Source organism: Segatella salivae DSM 15606 (assembly GCF_000185845.1).
In the GTDB taxonomy this organism is placed as follows: Bacteria; Bacteroidota; Bacteroidia; order Bacteroidales; family Bacteroidaceae; genus Prevotella; species Prevotella salivae.
Map to the genome: position 1 here is coordinate 2,239,867 of NZ_GL629647.1, position 17,971 is coordinate 2,257,837.

Annotated in this window: 13 protein-coding genes and 3 pseudogenes; 8 read left to right on the forward strand and 8 right to left on the reverse strand. The window is 40.9% G+C overall.

Features of this window, described 5'->3' with window-relative positions; genetic code table 11:
* Nucleotides 1-5 precede the first annotated feature (5 nt).
* The 6 genes and pseudogenes from HMPREF9420_RS08880 to HMPREF9420_RS08905 form a co-directional block, all read right to left on the reverse strand.
* Nucleotides 6-218 carry a hypothetical protein gene (locus tag HMPREF9420_RS08880; protein ID WP_248628100.1) on the reverse strand — a complete coding sequence of 71 codons (213 nt, stop codon included), beginning with the start codon at nt 216-218 and terminating at the stop codon, nt 6-8.
* A gap of 50 nt (nt 219-268) precedes the next feature.
* Nucleotides 269-1,924 (reverse strand): OstA-like protein, encoded by a 1,656-nt coding sequence (locus tag HMPREF9420_RS08885; protein WP_044078891.1) that lies wholly within the window; start codon nt 1,922-1,924, stop codon nt 269-271.
* A gap of 3 nt (nt 1,925-1,927) precedes the next feature.
* On the reverse strand, nt 1,928-3,370 hold the full coding sequence (locus HMPREF9420_RS08890; RefSeq protein ID WP_007135284.1) for a peptidylprolyl isomerase: 1,443 nt from the start codon (nt 3,368-3,370) through the stop codon (nt 1,928-1,930).
* Between the two features lie 31 nt (nt 3,371-3,401).
* Nucleotides 3,402-4,835 carry a peptidylprolyl isomerase gene (locus tag HMPREF9420_RS08895; protein ID WP_044078893.1) on the reverse strand — a complete coding sequence of 478 codons (1,434 nt, stop codon included), beginning with the start codon at nt 4,833-4,835 and terminating at the stop codon, nt 3,402-3,404.
* A gap of 9 nt (nt 4,836-4,844) precedes the next feature.
* On the reverse strand, nt 4,845-6,329 hold the full coding sequence (guaB, locus tag HMPREF9420_RS08900) for an IMP dehydrogenase (RefSeq protein ID WP_007135286.1): 1,485 nt from the start codon (nt 6,327-6,329) through the stop codon (nt 4,845-4,847).
* Between the two features lie 700 nt (nt 6,330-7,029).
* Nucleotides 7,030-7,903: pseudogene (locus tag HMPREF9420_RS08905) on the reverse strand (CvfB family protein).
* Nucleotides 7,904-8,678: 775 nt separating this feature from the next.
* Here HMPREF9420_RS08905 and HMPREF9420_RS08910 point away from each other — a divergent pair.
* From HMPREF9420_RS08910 to HMPREF9420_RS08920, 3 genes and pseudogenes are all read left to right on the forward strand, one after another.
* On the forward strand, nt 8,679-9,953 hold the full coding sequence (locus tag HMPREF9420_RS08910; RefSeq protein ID WP_044078894.1) for a glycosyltransferase family 4 protein: 1,275 nt from the start codon (nt 8,679-8,681) through the stop codon (nt 9,951-9,953).
* Nucleotides 9,950-10,728, forward strand: a pseudogene (locus HMPREF9420_RS08915) (glycosyltransferase family 2 protein). Before HMPREF9420_RS08910 ends, HMPREF9420_RS08915 begins: the two are co-directional and overlap by 4 nt.
* A gap of 88 nt (nt 10,729-10,816) precedes the next feature.
* Entirely contained in the window at nt 10,817-11,164 is a 348-nt protein-coding gene (locus tag HMPREF9420_RS08920) for a hypothetical protein (protein WP_007135293.1), read from the forward strand.
* Nucleotides 11,165-11,598: 434 nt separating this feature from the next.
* On the opposite strand, the gene HMPREF9420_RS08925 is transcribed toward HMPREF9420_RS08920, so the two are convergent.
* Complete coding sequence (locus HMPREF9420_RS08925; protein WP_007135294.1) at nt 11,599-12,543, reverse strand: hypothetical protein; 945 nt, start codon at nt 12,541-12,543, stop codon at nt 11,599-11,601.
* Nucleotides 12,544-12,750: 207 nt separating this feature from the next.
* On the opposite strand from HMPREF9420_RS08925, the gene HMPREF9420_RS08930 reads away from it, so the two are divergent.
* From HMPREF9420_RS08930 to tsf, 5 genes are all read left to right on the forward strand, one after another.
* Nucleotides 12,751-13,458: a DUF421 domain-containing protein gene (locus tag HMPREF9420_RS08930; RefSeq protein WP_007135296.1), complete on the forward strand. Its 708-nt coding sequence runs from the start codon at nt 12,751-12,753 to the stop codon at nt 13,456-13,458.
* Between the two features lie 569 nt (nt 13,459-14,027).
* Complete coding sequence (rplM, locus tag HMPREF9420_RS08935) at nt 14,028-14,489, forward strand: 50S ribosomal protein L13 (RefSeq protein WP_007135298.1); 462 nt, start codon at nt 14,028-14,030, stop codon at nt 14,487-14,489.
* Nucleotides 14,490-14,501: 12 nt separating this feature from the next.
* Nucleotides 14,502-14,888, forward strand: coding sequence for a 30S ribosomal protein S9 (gene rpsI, locus HMPREF9420_RS08940; protein ID WP_007135299.1), 387 nt, complete (start codon nt 14,502-14,504; stop codon nt 14,886-14,888).
* A 311-nt stretch (nt 14,889-15,199) separates the two neighbouring features.
* A complete protein-coding gene (gene rpsB, locus HMPREF9420_RS08945) occupies nt 15,200-16,018 on the forward strand; it encodes a 30S ribosomal protein S2 (RefSeq protein WP_007135301.1) in 819 nt (272 codons plus the stop codon).
* Nucleotides 16,019-16,125: 107 nt separating this feature from the next.
* The gene (gene tsf / locus HMPREF9420_RS08950; RefSeq protein ID WP_007135302.1) at nt 16,126-17,121 is read left to right on the forward strand and encodes a translation elongation factor Ts; all 996 of its coding nucleotides are present in this window, start codon (nt 16,126-16,128) and stop codon (nt 17,119-17,121) included.
* Nucleotides 17,122-17,679: 558 nt separating this feature from the next.
* On the opposite strand, the pseudogene HMPREF9420_RS14745 reads toward tsf, so the two are convergent.
* Nucleotides 17,680-17,971, reverse strand: a pseudogene (locus tag HMPREF9420_RS14745) (sodium:proton antiporter NhaD); the annotation flags it as partial.

The window sequence follows — 17,971 nt, forward strand, 5'->3', positions numbered from 1 at the left end:
TAAAATTAATAAAACAACGCCAAAAGAAATAGTAGAAGAACAACTTGAATGAGTTGGTTTGTACCATTGTAGCGCCTTTTCTTCTTTGAGAGGTGAGGCATTGCTGCACGAAATGCCTGATGAATTTGTTCTCGATCTAAGGGCTTGTGAGGGGTAAGTCCTAATTTTTCACGTGCCAGTTGCTCTATTTTTTGCAAGCGTTCTTTGCGTTCATCCACATAGATATATTTGTGGTTGAATCGTCGGGGCCGTGGTTGTTGAAAGAGATTCATCGTGAAACAGTATTGACTTTCTGCTGAGGTGACCGGCGACGTTGTATCACTTTAAGTGCTGAACCTTCGCCTTTCCCGCGCCAATGAAAAACATCCTGTGGGTCTGTTGGACGCAATTCTTCAAACCAAGCGAATTCCGGAAGCTTTAGTTTTTCGGCAGGAATCTGTGTCATTGGTAGCATAACACCCGTATTTTTGGGTGTCCATATCTTATCAAGTCTTCTTTCTGGTGAGATAAACATTTTTATTGTGTCTGTCTCTATATAGACTTGACCTTGCAAAGTGGAATCTTTGTCGTCCACAGGATAGAAGATTGCCTTTGCATTTCCTGATGCAATGACGCGCCGAATCTTACCTTTAATGAAATAACTTGAGATTTCTTTTGATGAAAGTTGATTGAAATATTTTTGTCTTGGGATGCGTTCAATGCTCAAAGCTTGGTTGATAACGTGCGCCTCACGCACCGTACTATCATTCATATAAACTTTGATTATCTCACCAAGTATTTGTCGATCTCCACTCCATGCAATCGGATCGCGATACATGGTCATGCAAGAGTCTTTGCTGTTTAATACTAATGAATCGCAGATAGCTTGCACATCTTGGCGGAATACCTTTACATGATGGAAGCAATGTACCTTTCGATACATAGAATCTGTATTCATATTGAACGTGAAAATCTTCATAGAGTCGGCGTGCATAAACAGGGTATCTTTCTGTGAATAGTCTTTAACTAAGGCACGACCTGTAGCAAACCCTCGCCCCGTTTTCTCGTTATAGAAGATTCTTTCGCCTAAAAGCTGGTTCTTGTTACGCTTGTCTACATAGATCACCTTACCCAAACCGCGAGCCATTCCTGTTCGTTTGTTGTAGAAAAGACTATCGCCTGTAATCTCTTTATCCTTGTCTATAACTGTAGAACGCCCATACATCTCAGCAAGATCAGACTTGCTATCGAAGTAACCATCTGTCGTTTGGATGACACTTCCGTTCTGAATTATCTTACTTGGTCCCACAACATGTGCCAAGGATTTCTTTGTATCATAATGCAATTCGTCTGTAGTGACCGTGCGATTACCACTGCGCATCTTCACATTATACCAAAAGGTTGCCTCGCGAGTCTTTAGGTTATAGTCGCCCCAGTCAGACACTAAGCGATCCTTTTTGTCTATTAACCTTCCGCCTTCAAAGAAGTATGCGTAATCATTAAAGCGGTCATAATCGAGACTATCGGTATAAAGTGTCTTGTCACCATGATGTAAAACCACATTCTTTCGAGCCTCCAATAATTGTCGGAAGCCATCATAAGCGGCACGATCTGCTTTGAGTGAAAGAGCCTTTCCCTGTTGATAGCGAACATGGCCAAATGCTTTTACAGAATTAGATTGCTGATAAAAGTAAGCACTATCACACCAAAGGTTTGACCCTTTGTGCATAAAGTGCACGCGACCTTTTACAATTTGGGCATCTGGAACGGGGCCATACTGGTCATAACGAAGTTCATCTGCATGTATAAGAAATACTTTGTCGTCAGACTTTTTGTTTCCAACTGCAGCATGGCTCCGCATTAAGCACAGCACAAACAAACATAGGACCATTCCAAGGAATGCCCTATGTCTATATTTAATTCGTATGATGTGATGAAGTCTCATCCGTTATTTTATCCAACCTTGGTATTCAAAATCACAATCTTTATAGCGGTCATTCATGCGCACATACGTATTCTTTATTTTGTTAACCACCCAATCATGCAGTTTCTTTTCACTCTCTTTCTGCATCACTACCTCTTGCATTGCCTGGAAATCTTCAGTGATTTTAGCTCTATGTCCATCGATTCTATTGACCAATTTAACGATAGCTGCCACTGTCTTTCCACGATGATCTATCATCTTGAATGGTACAGATATCTCTCCAACTTTCATCGTATCTACGACTCGAGCGACTTCAGTGGGGAGATCTTTCATTTGGAAGCGTGAGGTGATTTTACCTGTTTGATTGTCTGTATAGGCCATTAAGCCGTGGTTGTTACGTGTGTCTTTGTCTTCCGAAAGATAAGAGCAGGCAGCCTCAAATGTAAACTTTCCATCTTTAATATCATTGCCGATAGAGTCTAATCTGGATAAGGCTTTGTTCATATCTTCATTAGAAACCTTCGGTGTTAGCAATATATGACGCACCTTTATCTTGTCTCCTCGCTTGTCAATCAATTGGATAATGTGGTATCCAAACTCTGATTCTACAATCTTAGAAATCTTCTTTGGGTCGGTAAGATTAAAGGCAACGCTGGCAAAAGCAGGGTCAAGTGTGCCACGACCTGTATAGTCCATCTCTCCTCCTTGACGTGAAGTTCCTGGGTCTTCTGAATAGAGTCGTGCCAAGGTACTAAAGGAAGTTTCTCCTTTATTGACGCGATCCGTGAAGTTACGCAATTGGTCTTTGATGCGGTTTATCTCGCTTTGTGGGATACGAGGCTTGCGAACTAAGATCTCAACTTCAACCTCTGTAGGGATAAAAGGAATACTATCTTCGGGCAGATTCTTAAAGTATCGTCTTACATCGGCAGGCGTAACAGAGACATTTCCCATGATCTTTCGTTTCATCTGTTGAATCATCTTGCTGTTCTTTACATCATCATGCAGATCAGAACGGATTTGACTTATGCTCTTTCCTTGATACTCTTCGAGTTTCTCTTTGGAACCAACGGAGTTTATCCACAAGTTGATTTGTTGCTCAACGGTTTGCGCAATATCTGACTCTGTGACTTCAATGGAGTCGAGGATAGCCTGATGTAAGAAGAGTTTTTGAACGGCAATCTGTTCCGGAATGCGGCAGTCTGGATTGCCACCCCATTTCATTCCTTCTATCTCTCCTTGCAAACGCATTTGCTCAATGTCTGATTTCATGATAGGTTCATCACCTACTACCCATTCAACTTCATCGATAACACTATGCTCTGGGATATGCGTTGCGGCAGGTTTTGCTTGCACCGTATCATTCTCATCCGTCATATTACCGACAGTTTTATTAGCTTTAGCGCTGATACCTGCCAGTAGTAGTACGCCAATAAAGCCACCAAATAGTTTATATCCTTTGTTCATCTCGTTATTGTTTCGTTTTAATTCTCTACAATTATCTATTTTCTTTTATTGTCTTAAGCACTTCCTGATGGATTATAACAGGATATTTCTCACGCAAGGTCTTTACCCATTGGCGTTCCAACTCCTCTTGATAATCTGCAAGAACAAGTGGTCTGACCTCAGCTAATGCCTTGGGAGCTTTGAGCTTTTTCCCATAAACTCCAATAGAAGGATAGTCCTTTATAGGCTGAGGTGCCTCTCCTTGTTTGAAAATCTCATAGTCAATCCACGAATTATCGCCTGATTTGAATAGCCCTTGTGTGGCAATTATGCGAACATCTCCGCCTGCATTGAACTGTTGGTCTATTGCCTCCTTCCAGTGATTAAATTCAATATGTTTCAGTAACTTTTTCACTTTCTTCACCTCTCCAGCCTCTTTTGCATGGATGATGATACCTTTATAACGTGGTGACGACCATTTATATTTCTTTTTATTGTGGTTAAAATAGTTTGTCAGTCCTGCTTCGTCATGAGCTGCTTTGTCCCATATTGTCCGCTTGCTAACCTCAAAAATCAACAACCCATCACGATATTCTTGCATGAGATTTGCCATTTGTGGATTTTCTTTTTCAAGGTCTTTGGCTTGTTTTTTCAAAGCCATGTCTTCAGAACTACGTTGTGCAAATGACCTTTCTTGTAGTCGGGCAGCTGTCAGTTTGTTTCGAAGATTTCGCTGACTAACGAAGCGTAGCAAGTCGTTTCGAACTGAATCGTATGGAAAATAAGCGCTTTTGTCCTCTATTAATATAATGTGATAACCTGCAGGAGTGAGGAAGGGCGTGCTCATTTCTCCTTTCTTTAAGGCATAAGCCTGAGTCTCAAATTCGGGTAAAGTCTGTCCCGGTAGCAGCCAAGGTTGGTGCTCTCCAAGATTAGTTGCAGTCTTATTGTCTGAATATCGCCTTGCCATTTCTCCAAAGTCCGCACCATGTTGCAGTGCATTGTAAATGGAGTCTATTCGTTGTTTAACCTCTATTTCCGTTTGTTTTGAGGCCCTTTGTCCTAATCGAAGCAGTATTTCACGCACCTTAATCATGCCACCTGAGGCGTCAACTCGTTGTTGAGTGAAAGCATAAAGACGGCGTGCTTCTACTTCCGTTTCAGCGTCGTTGTCTAATGTTTGCGGGATTTGTTGGTTGCGATAAGCAGCAAACAGTTGCAGAAAAGAAGGCAAAGTGTCGAGTCGTTGCGATAGGGCCTCTTCGACTTTCAACTTGTCATTGGCATATTGTTCGGCATAATCGCCAACACTCTTTCGTTCGAATCCGTTTGCTGTCTGATATTTCTTATATGCAAATTCGAATGCCGAGCGCTTCACAGGCTTGCCATTTATCGTCATCAAGACAGGGTCGTCTGTCTGACCAAAAGCCATGCTTCCACAAAGAAGCATGGCCAATGATATCATAATTTTTTTTCTTTTCTGCATGAACCTCACTTATTCTGGACGAGAATAGTTAGGAGCTTCACTCGTGATGGCAATGTCATGAGGATGACTTTCCATTACACCAGCGTTAGTGATGCGTGTGAATTTCGCATCGTGCAACTTCTCAATAGAAGGTGCTCCGCAATAACCCATTCCCGAACGCAAGCCACCTGTCAACTGATAAATCACCTCTTGAACAGTTCCTTTGTAGGGAACACGGCCGGCAATACCCTCTGGTACGAGCTTCTTTACATCGCGAACATCGTTCTGGAAGTAGCGATCACGAGAACCATTCTTTTGTTCCATAGCCTCAAGTGAACCCATTCCGCGATAGCTTTTGAATTTACGTCCATTGAAGATAATGGTCTCTCCTGGACTTTCTTCTGTGCCGGCAACGAGTGAACCAATCATAACACAACTGCCACCAGCTGCCAATGCTTTAACGATGTCGCCTGAATAACGAAGTCCACCATCTGCAATTAATGGCACACCCGTACCTTGAAGTGCTGAATATACATCGAAAACAGCAGTCAATTGAGGCACACCCACACCAGCAACAACGCGAGTTGTGCAGATAGAACCAGGTCCAATGCCCACCTTTACGGCATCGGCTCCGTTGTCAACAAGGTATTTTGCTGCGGCACCTGTAGCCACATTACCAACAATAACGTCAACATTTGGGAAGGCAGCCTTTACTTGTTTGAGCTTTTCTACTACGCCTTTGGAGTGTCCATGGGCTGTATCGATGACGATAGCATCTACACCTGCCTCAACCAAAGCCTTTGCACGCTCCATCGTATCGGCTGTAACACCAACGCCGGCAGCCACGCGAAGGCGCCCTTTTTCATCTTTGCAAGCCATTGGTTTGTCTTTGGCTTTGGTGATATCCTTATAGGTAATCAAGCCCACGAGATGGTTATCTTTGTCTACAACGGGTAGTTTCTCAATCTTGTTCTCTTGTAATATCTGTGCAGCAGCACCCAAGTCAGTTTGCTGATGAGTAGTAACAAGATTGTCTTTTGTCATCACTTCGTCTATCTTTTTGTCCATATGACGCTCGAAACGCAAGTCTCTATTCGTCACGATTCCAACGAGTTTGTTGTCATCATCCACTACAGGTATGCCACCAATATGGTAATCATGCATCAAGGCGAGAGCGTCTTTAACCGAACTTCCGCGTCGAATTGTCACGGGATCATAAATCATTCCATTCTCTGCACGTTTAACAATTGCCACCTGATGTGCCTGTTCTTCTATCGACATATTCTTGTGAATAACGCCAATACCACCTTCGCGTGCAATGGCAATTGCCATTGATGCCTCGGTAACTGTATCCATTGCGGCTGTCACAAAGGGCACATTTAGGGTGATGTTACGTGTAAACTTGGTTTTCAACTCTACTTCTTTGGGAAGTACTTCGGAATAAGCAGGAATCAAAAGGACGTCATCAAAGGTAAGACCGTCCATTACAATTTTATCTGCAACAAATGATGACATATTGTAACTTTTAAAATTTATTGCGTGCAAATATAGCAATATTTTTCCACTTCTGCTACCAAATATGGCTAATTCTAAAGGTAGTTAAGTGTATTTAACGTGAATGAAGCGATACAAAAAGGCTGAAAACAAAACCTACTTGGCCTTTTGCTGTATGCTATTGGATTGGGATGGGGGAGACAAATGTACTAAAAGGCGAGGCTACTGGCATGGATTTTATGCAAAGAATCATAATGGTTTGTTTAACATTCTGATGCTGATAAACACTTATAATTGCACTATGTGATCTATAATTTATTGTTTATGAAAAATACAAACAAAGTGTTTCTGTGAATAACAAAATTTGAATCTCAAATACTTTTAGATGGAAAACAGCTCTTTTTTTTGCCTTTTTGTAATTTAATGACTTTCAAACAGTTATAAAAAACAAAAGAAATGATGTTGGAAAATAGGAAGAATTAAGCTGTAAGAAGAGGCAGATTTGGGAATGAAAAGGCTTGTTTTATCAAGTGTTCTCCTATGTTTTACCCTGTCTTATGCGTCATTTAGCAAGATGAAATGACACACTTTGCGTTGCTAATACGATGAAATGGGCAGGTAATCTTGGGTAAAATGGAGGACGATAATAGAAAAACAATGTTTTTGTTTCTTATTAACGAAGAAAAGAAGTGTTAAATATTAGCGATTAATATTTACAATATTACTCCCTCACCAAGTATATTCCATCGTCTTCAATCCTTATTTTCCGTTGCTTATATAGCTCTCCAATGGCTTTTTTTGAATACCTTTTTGCTCACCTGAAACTGATGTTTGATGTCGTCAGGACTGCTCTTGTCGCCCAATACGCAATAGCCGTTATTGTCTTGAAGATATTGAAATAGCGTGGCTGAAAAGTCTTCTGCGGCCGCCATTCCTGTGGGTTGAAGGGTTAGATCGAGTTTTCCGTCGGGCCGAACATTGTGGATATACGCCTTCATTCGGTCGCCTGTGTGCACATATTTGTAAACTTGGTTTTGATAAACAAGGCCCGGATATTGATTGTTTACAATGGCTTTGAAGCCCAAATCAGTCTTTTGCCAGATGAGAATCTCTACTTCTTGATTGCGTTTAAAGCCTGCTTTTGCAACGTCATTACTGAGAAAATGCTCCACCTTTGCACTGGCAACGATGCGATAACTCTCTTCGTCAATGTGCACATATACGATATAACTATCGCCAATCTCCATGCGTTTTTTCTGTTCACGGAATGGACAAAAGAGGTCTTTGGTTAGCCCCCAGTTCAGAAAAGCGCCGTATTCATTGACCCAAGCGCATTCCAAGTAGGCGAAATCTCCCATTTTTGCCAATGGTTTTTCAGTCGTTGCGATGGGGCGTTCGTCTTGATCTAAGTAGATGAAACATTCGATTTCGTCGCCAGGTTTAGCCCCTTCAGGAACGTATTTCTGGGGCATCAGTATCTCACCTTCACGTCCTCCGTCCATGTAAAGCCCGAAAACTTCACCAAATCCTTCGCGACGTGCCACCTCTTTTACGCGTAAAACATTATATTCTCCAAGTTTAATCTCGTTTGCCATAGCGTTTGTTTGTTTATCAATCACAAAGATAATCATTTCTGTTTGATTGTCTATCGATTTATGAAAACTTTGAAATGATGAATAGAAAAAAATGAATGTAGGATGGGTTTTCCGTCAATCAAGGTTTTAATACCTAACCAATAAGAAACGAAAAAGCCGAAACTCTAACCCGAGCTTCGACCTCATCTATTTCTAACTAAAAACCTTTCTAAACAAATGGTAACCTCACGGTCTCCATTGTTATCTACGAAACAATCTGTTAAAAATTACCTTAAACCTAATAACTAAAACCTAAAATCTATTACTACTAACCTAAACAATCTATTAACCTTTTGATGATGCAAAGGTAGAAAGATTAATTTCATGTTGCAACTTTACGTGTGATTTTCATGCAATCTGACGCGTTTTCTTGACCTAAATCAACGTGTTGTGTTCGTACACACATTCAATTTACTGGTTTCTTCGTGTTTGTTTACATTGAACATTGTATGAAAATACATCATTGAATGCCTTTTTATATCTATTTCTTGTTGGGTAATGGTATTTTGATTTCATAGGTTTTGTAGTTTTATGCTTAGTGTTTGGTGTTGTCAAAACGATTTGTTTATGATGTTGTTCAGGTGCCTATATATAATAAGGTGTAATTTTTGTATTTGAACATAGGGAAGAAGTGTGATGCGTGGACAGTCAAAGTGTCTTGTGGTTACTTTTTAAGCATTAACCTTTTTGCTTTTTTAGTTTTTACGTATCTTTGCAGAAAGTAAGTAAAAAGAGAATGAGAGTATTGATTATAAATACGAGTGAGCATACAGGCGGGGCTGCTGTTGCGGCCAATCGCCTAATGGATGCGCTCAACAACAATGGCGTAAAAGCCAAAATGTTGGTGCGCGATAAGCTCACAGATGATATTACAGTAGTTGGACTTAAGCACAAACTGCTCAACTATTGGCGTTTTCTTTGGGAGCGTTGGTGCTTGTTTTGTCACCTACATTTCAAGCGGACACATCTCTTTGAGATAGATATGGCCAACACAGGAACGGATGTTACGCGGCTGCCTGAATTCAAAGAAGCCGATGTTATTCATCTTTCATGGATTAATCAAGGGATGCTTTCTCTTAAAGATATACGCAAAATACTCGATAGCGGTAAGCCCGTGGTGTGGACGATGCACGATATTTGGCCGGCTACTGGCATTTGTCATGTTGCATTAAACTGCCGTCGTTATCAAACCTCTTGTGGCTATTGTCGCCTCCTTCCTCATGGAGGTTCTGTGCATGACCTGTCATATCAGGTTTTCAAACGCAAGAAAAGTCTGTTGAATAGACGTACAATCTCGTTTGTAACTTGTAGTAAATGGTTGGAAAAAGAGGCTAAAAAGAGTGCTATTCTGTACGGACAGCCGATTTGTTCGATACCAAATCCCATTGATACGCATGTCTTTCGACCTATTGATCGCAAGTTAGCTCGTCAGCGTGCAAGGATACCTCAAGACATGAAGGTGATTCTTTTTGCAGCCCAACGCATAATAAACGAAAACAAAGGGATATTTTATCTTATTGAAGCCTGCCACAAAATGGCGGCTGAACACCCAGAAATCGTGCATAAAACCTTTGTTGCTGTGCTCGGAGGAGGTAAGGGAAATATTGGTGATGTCTTTGATTTCTGTACGGGAAAATTAGGATATGTGAATGACACTCGACAGCTTGTAGACATCTATAACGCTGCCGATGTGTTTGTGTTACCCTCACTTTCCGAGAATCTTCCTAACACAATAATGGAAGCAATGGCTTGCGGAGTGCCCTCTGTTGGCTTTAATGTTGGTGGCATTCCCGAAGAAATAGACCATAAGAAGAATGGCTATGTGGCTGCATATCGCGATGTTGACGACCTTGCCAAAGGACTATACTGGGTGCTTTATGAGGCAGATTATGACGCTTTGAGCCGTGAAGCGGTGCACAAGGTCGTTACAAACTATTCGCAACATGCCGTGGCAATGAAGTATATTGACGTCTATAATGAGGCTATTGCACTTAAAAACTTTCACTTATGATACGCTTTTCTATTATTACTTGCACTTATCAGGCTGCATCAGAACTACCGAAAACGCTCGAAAGTGTACTGCATCAGCGCTATCGTCACGTTGAACACATTATCATAGATGGTGCTTCTACGGATGGAACGAAAGACATTGTGGAGCGTTATATCCAAGCCAATGACGACAATGAAGATTGTATTCATCGTGTTGTTTTCGTTTCTGAACCAGACAAAGGGCTGTATGATGCAATGAATAAAGGCCTGGAAAAGGCCACGGGAAATTATGTTGTGTTTCTTAATGCAGGTGATACCTTTCCTTCGACAGATACCCTTGAGCATATCGCGGGATGCGTTGGAGAAGGCGAAGCGCACCCCGGTGTGCTCTATGGTGATACAGATATTGTCGATGATACAGGCGTTTTTTGCGTCGTCGCCGTCTATCCCCTCCACGAAAACTTACTTGGCGTTCGTTCCGTAACGGCATGTTAGTGTGTCATCAAGCGTTTTATGTACGCGCGGATATAGCCAAATCTATTCCTTACGACACGCATTATAAGTACTCAGCAGACGTGGATTGGTGTATTAAAGTGATGAAAAAGGCAGCCCAACAACACATGACTTTGCGCAATGTTAACGCTGTAATTGCTAACTATCTTGACGGGGGACTGAGTGTCAAAAACCACAAAGCATCACTTAAAGAGCGTTTCCATGTGATGCAATCTCATTATGGTTTACTCACAACGCTAATCTTTCATTTTTGGTTTTTAATACGAAGTGTAATTCAAAAATAGCGTTAAAATAGTGAATTTACTTATATTTTCTTTGTTATTCTGATGAATAACTGTATATTTGCAAGCGTTAAATATAAAAGAAATGAGTATGAAAAAGATTGTATTATGCGCAGTTTTAGCATTAGCTTCATTTGGTATTGCAAACGCACAGAAGGTTAAAACCGTAGAAAAAGAAGTAAAAGAACAAGTTAAGAAGGATGCAAAGCAGTTTAAGTCTGATGCAAAGAAGACCGGCGAAGAAATCGGTGATGCAGCTAAGAAGGCTTATAACGGCACAAAGAATGAAGTGAAGAAGCTTGAAAAAGATGTAAAGAAAGACTGCAAGAAGGACTGCAAAGCTAAGAAAGAAGCAAAGAAAGCTTGCTGCAAGGAAAGCAAACCTGAAGCTCAGAAGTGCTGCAAGAAGGAAGCAAAGAAGGCTTGCTGCAAGAAATAAGCTAAGTAGTAAAAAACTGAAAGCAAATAAATAATAAAGCGTTTTAGGCTTGCTTGGCAATGAGGTAAGGCTGAAACACAACAAAAGATGAGTACCGAAACGTGTCGATGTGCATGGTTCGGTACTTTGTTTTTATACACATGGTGAAATGGTGGATGTTGATAGTTGTTCGTATTAGTGTTTCTTCATCGTATAACTGCCCCTATATATATAAGGTATAGGTGAGACTTTGTTTTATTGGTCAAGGTTCGTCATGATGCAAGCCTTTGCATTTTAGTCCATAACAGTTATAGATGTAGTTTGTGACTTATTGTGGGTAGTGAGCAATAGTGCATATAGTGAGATACTCATGTGTAAGGATAGAACGTGCTTGTAGGGCAGAAGTCGTGGCAAATTCGTGGGGCGTAACTTAAGGAAATGATTCATGTGGCATTTTATTCAGCGTCATACGGGTTGTTGTTCCAGCTTCTGACAAGTTTTAAAAGATAAGCTTTTGCCTGTTTGTTCCTTACTTTTTGGATGTCGTTTTCAATCATTTCACGTGGTAATTGGCGCTTCTTGTCCTTGTAATGCATAGCCCAATAGTAATTGTCGCGTATCTTATTAGAGAGTCGTTCATGCCCGCGGTGGTCGTAAATCCACTGCCAATAAGCGCCCATGTCGTGTTGTTTGCGTAGATATTCGTAGGAAAAACGGCCACCGGGTGTTTCTAATCGGCACAACATTCCTGTTGGTAAGATTTCCTGATAGTTGTTCATGAGAGGGCAGACTTCGTAGGTTTGTGACCAGGGATAAGCGGAAATGTCGCGTGAAGGCGTAGCTACGGGATGATTGGCTGTGCGTTTGAGTAACTTGAAATGATGGTTCTTAACTACATATTTCCAGCAGATGGTGTCGTTTTTTGTAGTACAATAAACTTCAAAATGCCGTGCATCCATACGATGATATCGGCCGTATGTTGCTGTAAGACTATCAATATAGACAGATAGTTTGACAACTTTCGGTTGGAGGGTTGCAGGCTTTATGGGATCATTCCAGTAGCCGAGCTCAACACGATCGAGCCTCTTTCCTTCAGCATTATATAAATATAGCTCAACCATTCCATGATAAGCGAAAGCCAAAGCATAGTCATTCGCGAAGCGTTGGACCGATAAAATGCGATCTGGAAAGCTATCAATGGCGTTGCCTTTCAATTGCATCACCTGTGCACCCGTAAGCAAAAGGCCGCGTGAATCATCGGTTAAAGGCTGGGGAATAGAATCCATTAGCAGGCTGTCAGCATTGATATCGAGAGCTTGTAAGAAAGGAATCTTCGATTGATGACAGCCGATGAGTGTTGCGATAATAATAGAAAAAAGGACTAAATGCTTGAGTTTCATAACGTAATATATGATTAATGCAAAGATAGAAAATAATTCTTTGAATCATATTTCTTTTCGAATTTTTTGTATATCTCAAGGAGAAAAATTAACTTTGTCATCGATTTCTATGGATGATTACATTTTGGTGATGTTGGCACCCGATAGCTTTCGTAATATGAAATAATTAGAGAATCATCTTAAAATATTTATTTTTTTTCTAAGAATATGGTGGAACAATTACAACCCTACATTGCAATTGCCTTGAAACTCATTACGGGTATGATTGGCATTCTTGTGTTTTTACGCATTGCAGGCAAGGCGCAGATGGCGCAGATTACACCGCTTGACACTGTAAGTGCATTCGTTATAGGTGCCTTAGTCGGTGGTGTTCTTTACAATCCTGATATGTCTATGTGGCATATTTTGTTTGCTTTGGCCGTGTGGACTGCCTTTAATATGTTTATCAGAGTATGTATGCGCTCTGCCCGTTTGCGTCATCTGATTAAAGGAGAAAGCTCATATCTTGTGAAAGATGGCTACATAAACTTCAAAGCTTTCAAGCGAAACAGCTTGGAAATGGAGCAATTTCGCATGCTGTTACGGCAGAAAGGAATCTTCTCTATGTTTGATGTTGATGATGTTTTATTTGAGACTAATGGTGCAGTGACAGTGCTTCCGCCAGGTAGAACGGCTTATTCTCACTTGCTTGTCAATAATGGTGAGATTGTGGAAGGGACGCTTTTGCAATGTAATAAGACGCGTGAGTGGGTGTTACGCTATATCAAGAGTAATGGCTTTAAGAGTCCTTCAGAACTATTTTGTATGGAGTGGACTCCACGAAAAGGTTTTTATTTTGTCACCTTCAGTGGCAATGTGCGTCGTGGAAAGGAAGAAGTTGCTGCCGAAAATATAGAAAATGAGTCGCAAGATTAATTGATTCTGTTCGTAGATTAAGGTGCGAACTTGATGTTGAATAAAAGGCTTTTGTCTGGTGTTCAACAATAATTAAGGCATATTTTGTTATGAGGAATGCACGAAAGTGTGTTCCTCTATTTTGTTAGCTAAAGCAAATAGTTGTCCTCTTCATTAGAGTCGGTGCAGTGCAGGTTAAAGGGTGACTTCTTAATCCGTTTTATTTTATCTACTTTTATGATTCATGATGTATCTTGGGTTGTAGGGACTGATTTCATGAAATGAATAATATTAATAATTAATAATATTGTTAAATATTCGTAACCAGAATGCTTTTGTCTGCTAATGCTTTTCGGTTCTTCCTATAAAATATGTATCTTTGCAAACCGATTACTGGGAGAGCGCTTGGAATTCCCAGTAGTTTAGCAGTGTTAATAGCCTTTTCTTTGGCCAGATTAGGCGGTTAGTGAATCTGTTAAACAACAGAACGTAAAGCTGTGGATGGTCTCTTTTAGACTGGAGGCGCCGCGAGGTTTCTGTTATCATTGATTGATTTATAAGTTTTTTAGTAGTTAAATTAAGTTTTAAAAATGGACACTTTAAGTTACAAAACTATTTCCGCAAATAAGGAAACAGCTAAGAAAGAGTGGGTGGTTGTTGATGCCAGCGATCAGATTGTAGGTCGTTTTTGCTCTAAAGTAGCTAAACTTCTCCGCGGAAAGTACAAACCAAACTTCACTCCTAACGTAGATTGTGGAGACAATGTAATCATTATCAATGCCGCAAAGGTAGTCTTCTCAGGTAAGAAAGAGACTGATAAGGTTTACACACGTTATACTGGTTACCCAGGTGGACAGCGTTTTAATACACCCGCAGAGCTACGTACTCGTGCCAATGGTGTAGACAAAATGATTCGTCATGCGGTTAAAGGTATGTTGCCAAAAGGCCGTCTTGGTCGCGCATTGATGGACAACCTTTACGTATTCGAAGGCGCAGAGCACAACAAAGAGGCTCAGAAACCAAAATCAATCGATATTAACCAGTATAAATAATTAAGGATAAAGATGGAAGTAATAAATGCAATTGGTCGCCGCAAGAGCGCAGTAGCTCGTGTTTACCTTTGTGAAGGTACCGGTAAGATCATTATAAATAAGAAAGAATTAACAGAATTCTTCCCTTCAGCTATTCTGCAGTATGTGGTTAAACAGCCATTGATGTTGGTAGAAGCTGATGGTAAATATGATATAAAGGCAAACCTTGATGGTGGTGGTTTCACTGGTCAGAGCCAGGCATTACGCCTTGCTATCGCTCGCGCTCTTGTCAAAGTGAACGCTGAAGACAAGAAAGTTTTGAAGGATGCAGGCTTCCTTACTCGCGACAGTCGTGCTGTTGAGCGTAAGAAACCAGGTCAACCAAAGGCACGTCGCCGCTTCCAGTTCAGCAAGCGTTAAGCCTTGTTCTTTGGATATTGGATACAAATCATCGAATGTTTTGTTTTATATCCTGAGCGACAATGACTCACAAGAGCCTTTCGTTTGGTATGATTCAAAATTCAGAAACTACGATTCAATATTCAGGAACAATCTCGTTTAGTATCTAAACCAGGCAGACTCTGCACACTGATACACTCATTGTGTAGTACAGAAGCAGATTACTGTCGGGCTGATTCTGAGCAAAAGGGGTCTGTTATCCATAATCGTTATGCGGTATGCAGGCTGAAAGAATTAAAAAAGAAAGTAAACAATAAAAATTAAAAAGAGAAATGTCAAGAACAAATTTCGACCAATTACTCCAGGCAGGTTGCCACTTTGGTCACCTCAAACGCAAGTGGAATCCAGCTATGGCTCCTTATATCTTCATGGAGCGCAATGGTATTCATATCATCGATCTAAACAAAACTGTTGCTAAAATCGATGAAGCTGCAGAGGCATTAAAGGCAATCGCTAAGTCAGGCAAGAAGATTCTGTTTGTCGCTACTAAAAAACAAGCTAAAGATATCGTAGCTGATAAGGCCGCATCTGTTAATATGCCATACGTAAACGAGCGCTGGGCAGGTGGTATGTTGACCAACTTCCCAACAATTCGTAAGGCAGTTAAGAAAATGACAAACATCGACAAGCTGATGAACGATGGTACTTTCTCTAACCTTTCTAAGCGTGAGTTGTTGCAGATTACACGCCAACGCGCTAAATTAGAGAAGAACCTTGGCTCAATTGCTGACTTGACTCGTCTGCCAAGTGCACTTTTCATTGTTGACGTAATGAAAGAGCACATCGCAGTGAAAGAGGCTAACCGTCTTGGAATTCCAGTCTTTGGTATTGTTGATACAAACTCAGATCCTAAGAATATCGACTTCGTTATTCCTGCAAACGATGACGCTAAGGACAGCGTAGAGACTATTCTCACAGCTGTTTGTGGTGCTATTGCTGAGGGTCTTGAAGAGCGTAAGGCTGAAAAAGCAGATGAAAAGGCTTCCGCTGAACAGGCAGAAGAGGCTGCTGAAGTAAAGAAACGTACTCGCAAGGCACGTAAGGAAGAAGCAGCTCCTGCTGCAGAAGCTGAGGCTGAAAAGGCTGAGTAATCGCATAGAGGGTCTTATTTGATAGGGTAGGATGCCATAAATCCCTATGCACTATCAATGAGACCTTTTTCTTTTTTCAAACAAATTAATAAAAGAAATAATAGATTATGGGTATTTTAATAGAAGATATCAAGAAGCTTCGTGCTATGACTGGCGCTGGCTTGGCTGACGTAAAGAAGGCTCTAACAGAAGCCGCTGGTGACTTTGATAAGGCTAAGGAGCTGCTCCGTGAACGTGGTTTGGCTATCGCTGCAAAGCGTTCTGATCGCGAAACTTCAAATGGTTGTGTCCTCGTTAAGAGCGTTCCAGGCTTTGCTGCCATGGTAGCTGTTAAGTGTGAGACCGACTTTGTGGCTGCAGGTAAAGACTTTATAGAGCTCACACAGGAAATACTTGATGCAGCAGTTGCTGCAAAATGCAAGACTCTTGATGAGGTTAAGGCACTCAAGTTGGCTAATGGTGACGACGCAGCTACGGCAGTTCAGCATCGTTCTGGTATCACTGGAGAGAAGATGGAGATAGACGGTTATAACTTCCTTGAGGGAGATAACATCTCTGTTTATGACCACATGGGTCGTCATACCTTAGCAACTATGGTTCAACTCAATGCAAACAACGAGGAAGCTGGACATAAAGTTGCAATGCAGGTTGCTGCAATGAAGCCTGTTGCTCTTGATGAAGCATCTGTTCCTCAGTCTGTAAAGGATGAAGAATTCAAGGTTGCTGTTGAGAAGACTAAAGAAGAAATGGTTGAGAAAGCAGTTAATGCTGCACTCAAAAAGGCTGGTATCAACCCTGCACATGTAGACTCAGAAGATCACATTGAGAGTAATACGAAGAAGGGATGGCTTACACAAGAGGACGCTGATAAAGCTAGAGAAATCAAGAAAACCGTTGGCGAAGAGAAGGCTGCAAGCCTCAATGAGCAGATGATTCAGAACATTGCAAAGGGTCGTTTGAACAAGTTCTTCAAAGACAACTGCTTGGTTGATCAGGAGTTCCAGTTCTCTGAGGATGATAAAATCAGTGTTGGTGAGTGGTTGAAGCAGCAAGGTGATTTGAAGATTGTTGCTTACAAGCGCTTTACTCTCGCTGCAGAATAATCGCACTTCTATTTCAATTAAAAAGATAAATGGGTGGTTTGCCTCGTGCGAACCACCTTTTTTATGTCCTGAAATCTTGTGTTTGTCAGCCGCAAAACATTCAAAAGGCATCACGGTGCTTGGTGTTTTTAGTGTGCATCAAATAGGCGGCTGACGTAATTCTCTATCCGATTTCTATTTGATTTTGTTTAATTCATAGCATGAAAAAGAATGTTTTCTCTGGTAGTTAAATAATGGGTAAAACCTCATAAAATAGATTTGTTTTACCCATATAAATGCTATTCTCTTGTTGGTTGAATCCTGTTGTTTTCTCTTTCGCGTCATTTTACGTAATAATTGGACTCATATTGTCGTATGATATGCGTCATTTCACCGAATAAAATGTACCTAATTACATTGATGTTTGCCGTAAATCATTTTGCATCTTAATAGCAATAATAGCAACACTCTCGATTAACTTATTTATTTTCACATGCAATGAATCAATGCTTTCAAAATAAAATCGGTCGCAAATCAAATGAGTTTGCGACCGATATCCTATGATTTTATCTGTTGAAATTATAGTGCTGTAGGCAAGATTGTTGAGCGGATAATGAAGTAACTCAGTATACCTGCAAGATAACCTAACAGGGCTATCCAGCTAATGCGTTTCATATACCAACCGAAAGTAATCTTTTCTAATCCCATAACTACTACTCCGGCAGCGCTTCCTATGATGAGAATGCTGCCACCAACTCCGGCACAATAGGCCAACAACTGCCAGAAAACACCATCTACAGCCATGTCACCTAACGCTTCAACGGGATACATTCCCATGCATCCTGCGACAAGAGGCACGTTGTCAACGATG

Coding starts and splice junctions, on each gene's coding strand:
- HMPREF9420_RS08885 (WP_044078891.1), bottom strand. CDS start 1,924: ATGAGACTTCATCACATCATACGAATTAAATATAGACATAGGGCATTC.
- HMPREF9420_RS08890 (WP_007135284.1), bottom strand. CDS start 3,370: ATGAACAAAGGATATAAACTATTTGGTGGCTTTATTGGCGTACTACTA.
- HMPREF9420_RS08895 (WP_044078893.1), bottom strand. CDS start 4,835: ATGCAGAAAAGAAAAAAAATTATGATATCATTGGCCATGCTTCTTTGT.
- guaB (WP_007135286.1), bottom strand. CDS start 6,329: ATGTCATCATTTGTTGCAGATAAAATTGTAATGGACGGTCTTACCTTT.
- HMPREF9420_RS08910 (WP_044078894.1), top strand. CDS start 8,679: ATGAGAGTATTGATTATAAATACGAGTGAGCATACAGGCGGGGCTGCT.
- HMPREF9420_RS08920 (WP_007135293.1), top strand. CDS start 10,817: ATGAAAAAGATTGTATTATGCGCAGTTTTAGCATTAGCTTCATTTGGT.
- HMPREF9420_RS08925 (WP_007135294.1), bottom strand. CDS start 12,543: ATGAAACTCAAGCATTTAGTCCTTTTTTCTATTATTATCGCAACACTC.
- HMPREF9420_RS08930 (WP_007135296.1), top strand. CDS start 12,751: ATGGTGGAACAATTACAACCCTACATTGCAATTGCCTTGAAACTCATT.
- rplM (WP_007135298.1), top strand. CDS start 14,028: ATGGACACTTTAAGTTACAAAACTATTTCCGCAAATAAGGAAACAGCT.
- rpsI (WP_007135299.1), top strand. CDS start 14,502: ATGGAAGTAATAAATGCAATTGGTCGCCGCAAGAGCGCAGTAGCTCGT.
- rpsB (WP_007135301.1), top strand. CDS start 15,200: ATGTCAAGAACAAATTTCGACCAATTACTCCAGGCAGGTTGCCACTTT.
- tsf (WP_007135302.1), top strand. CDS start 16,126: ATGGGTATTTTAATAGAAGATATCAAGAAGCTTCGTGCTATGACTGGC.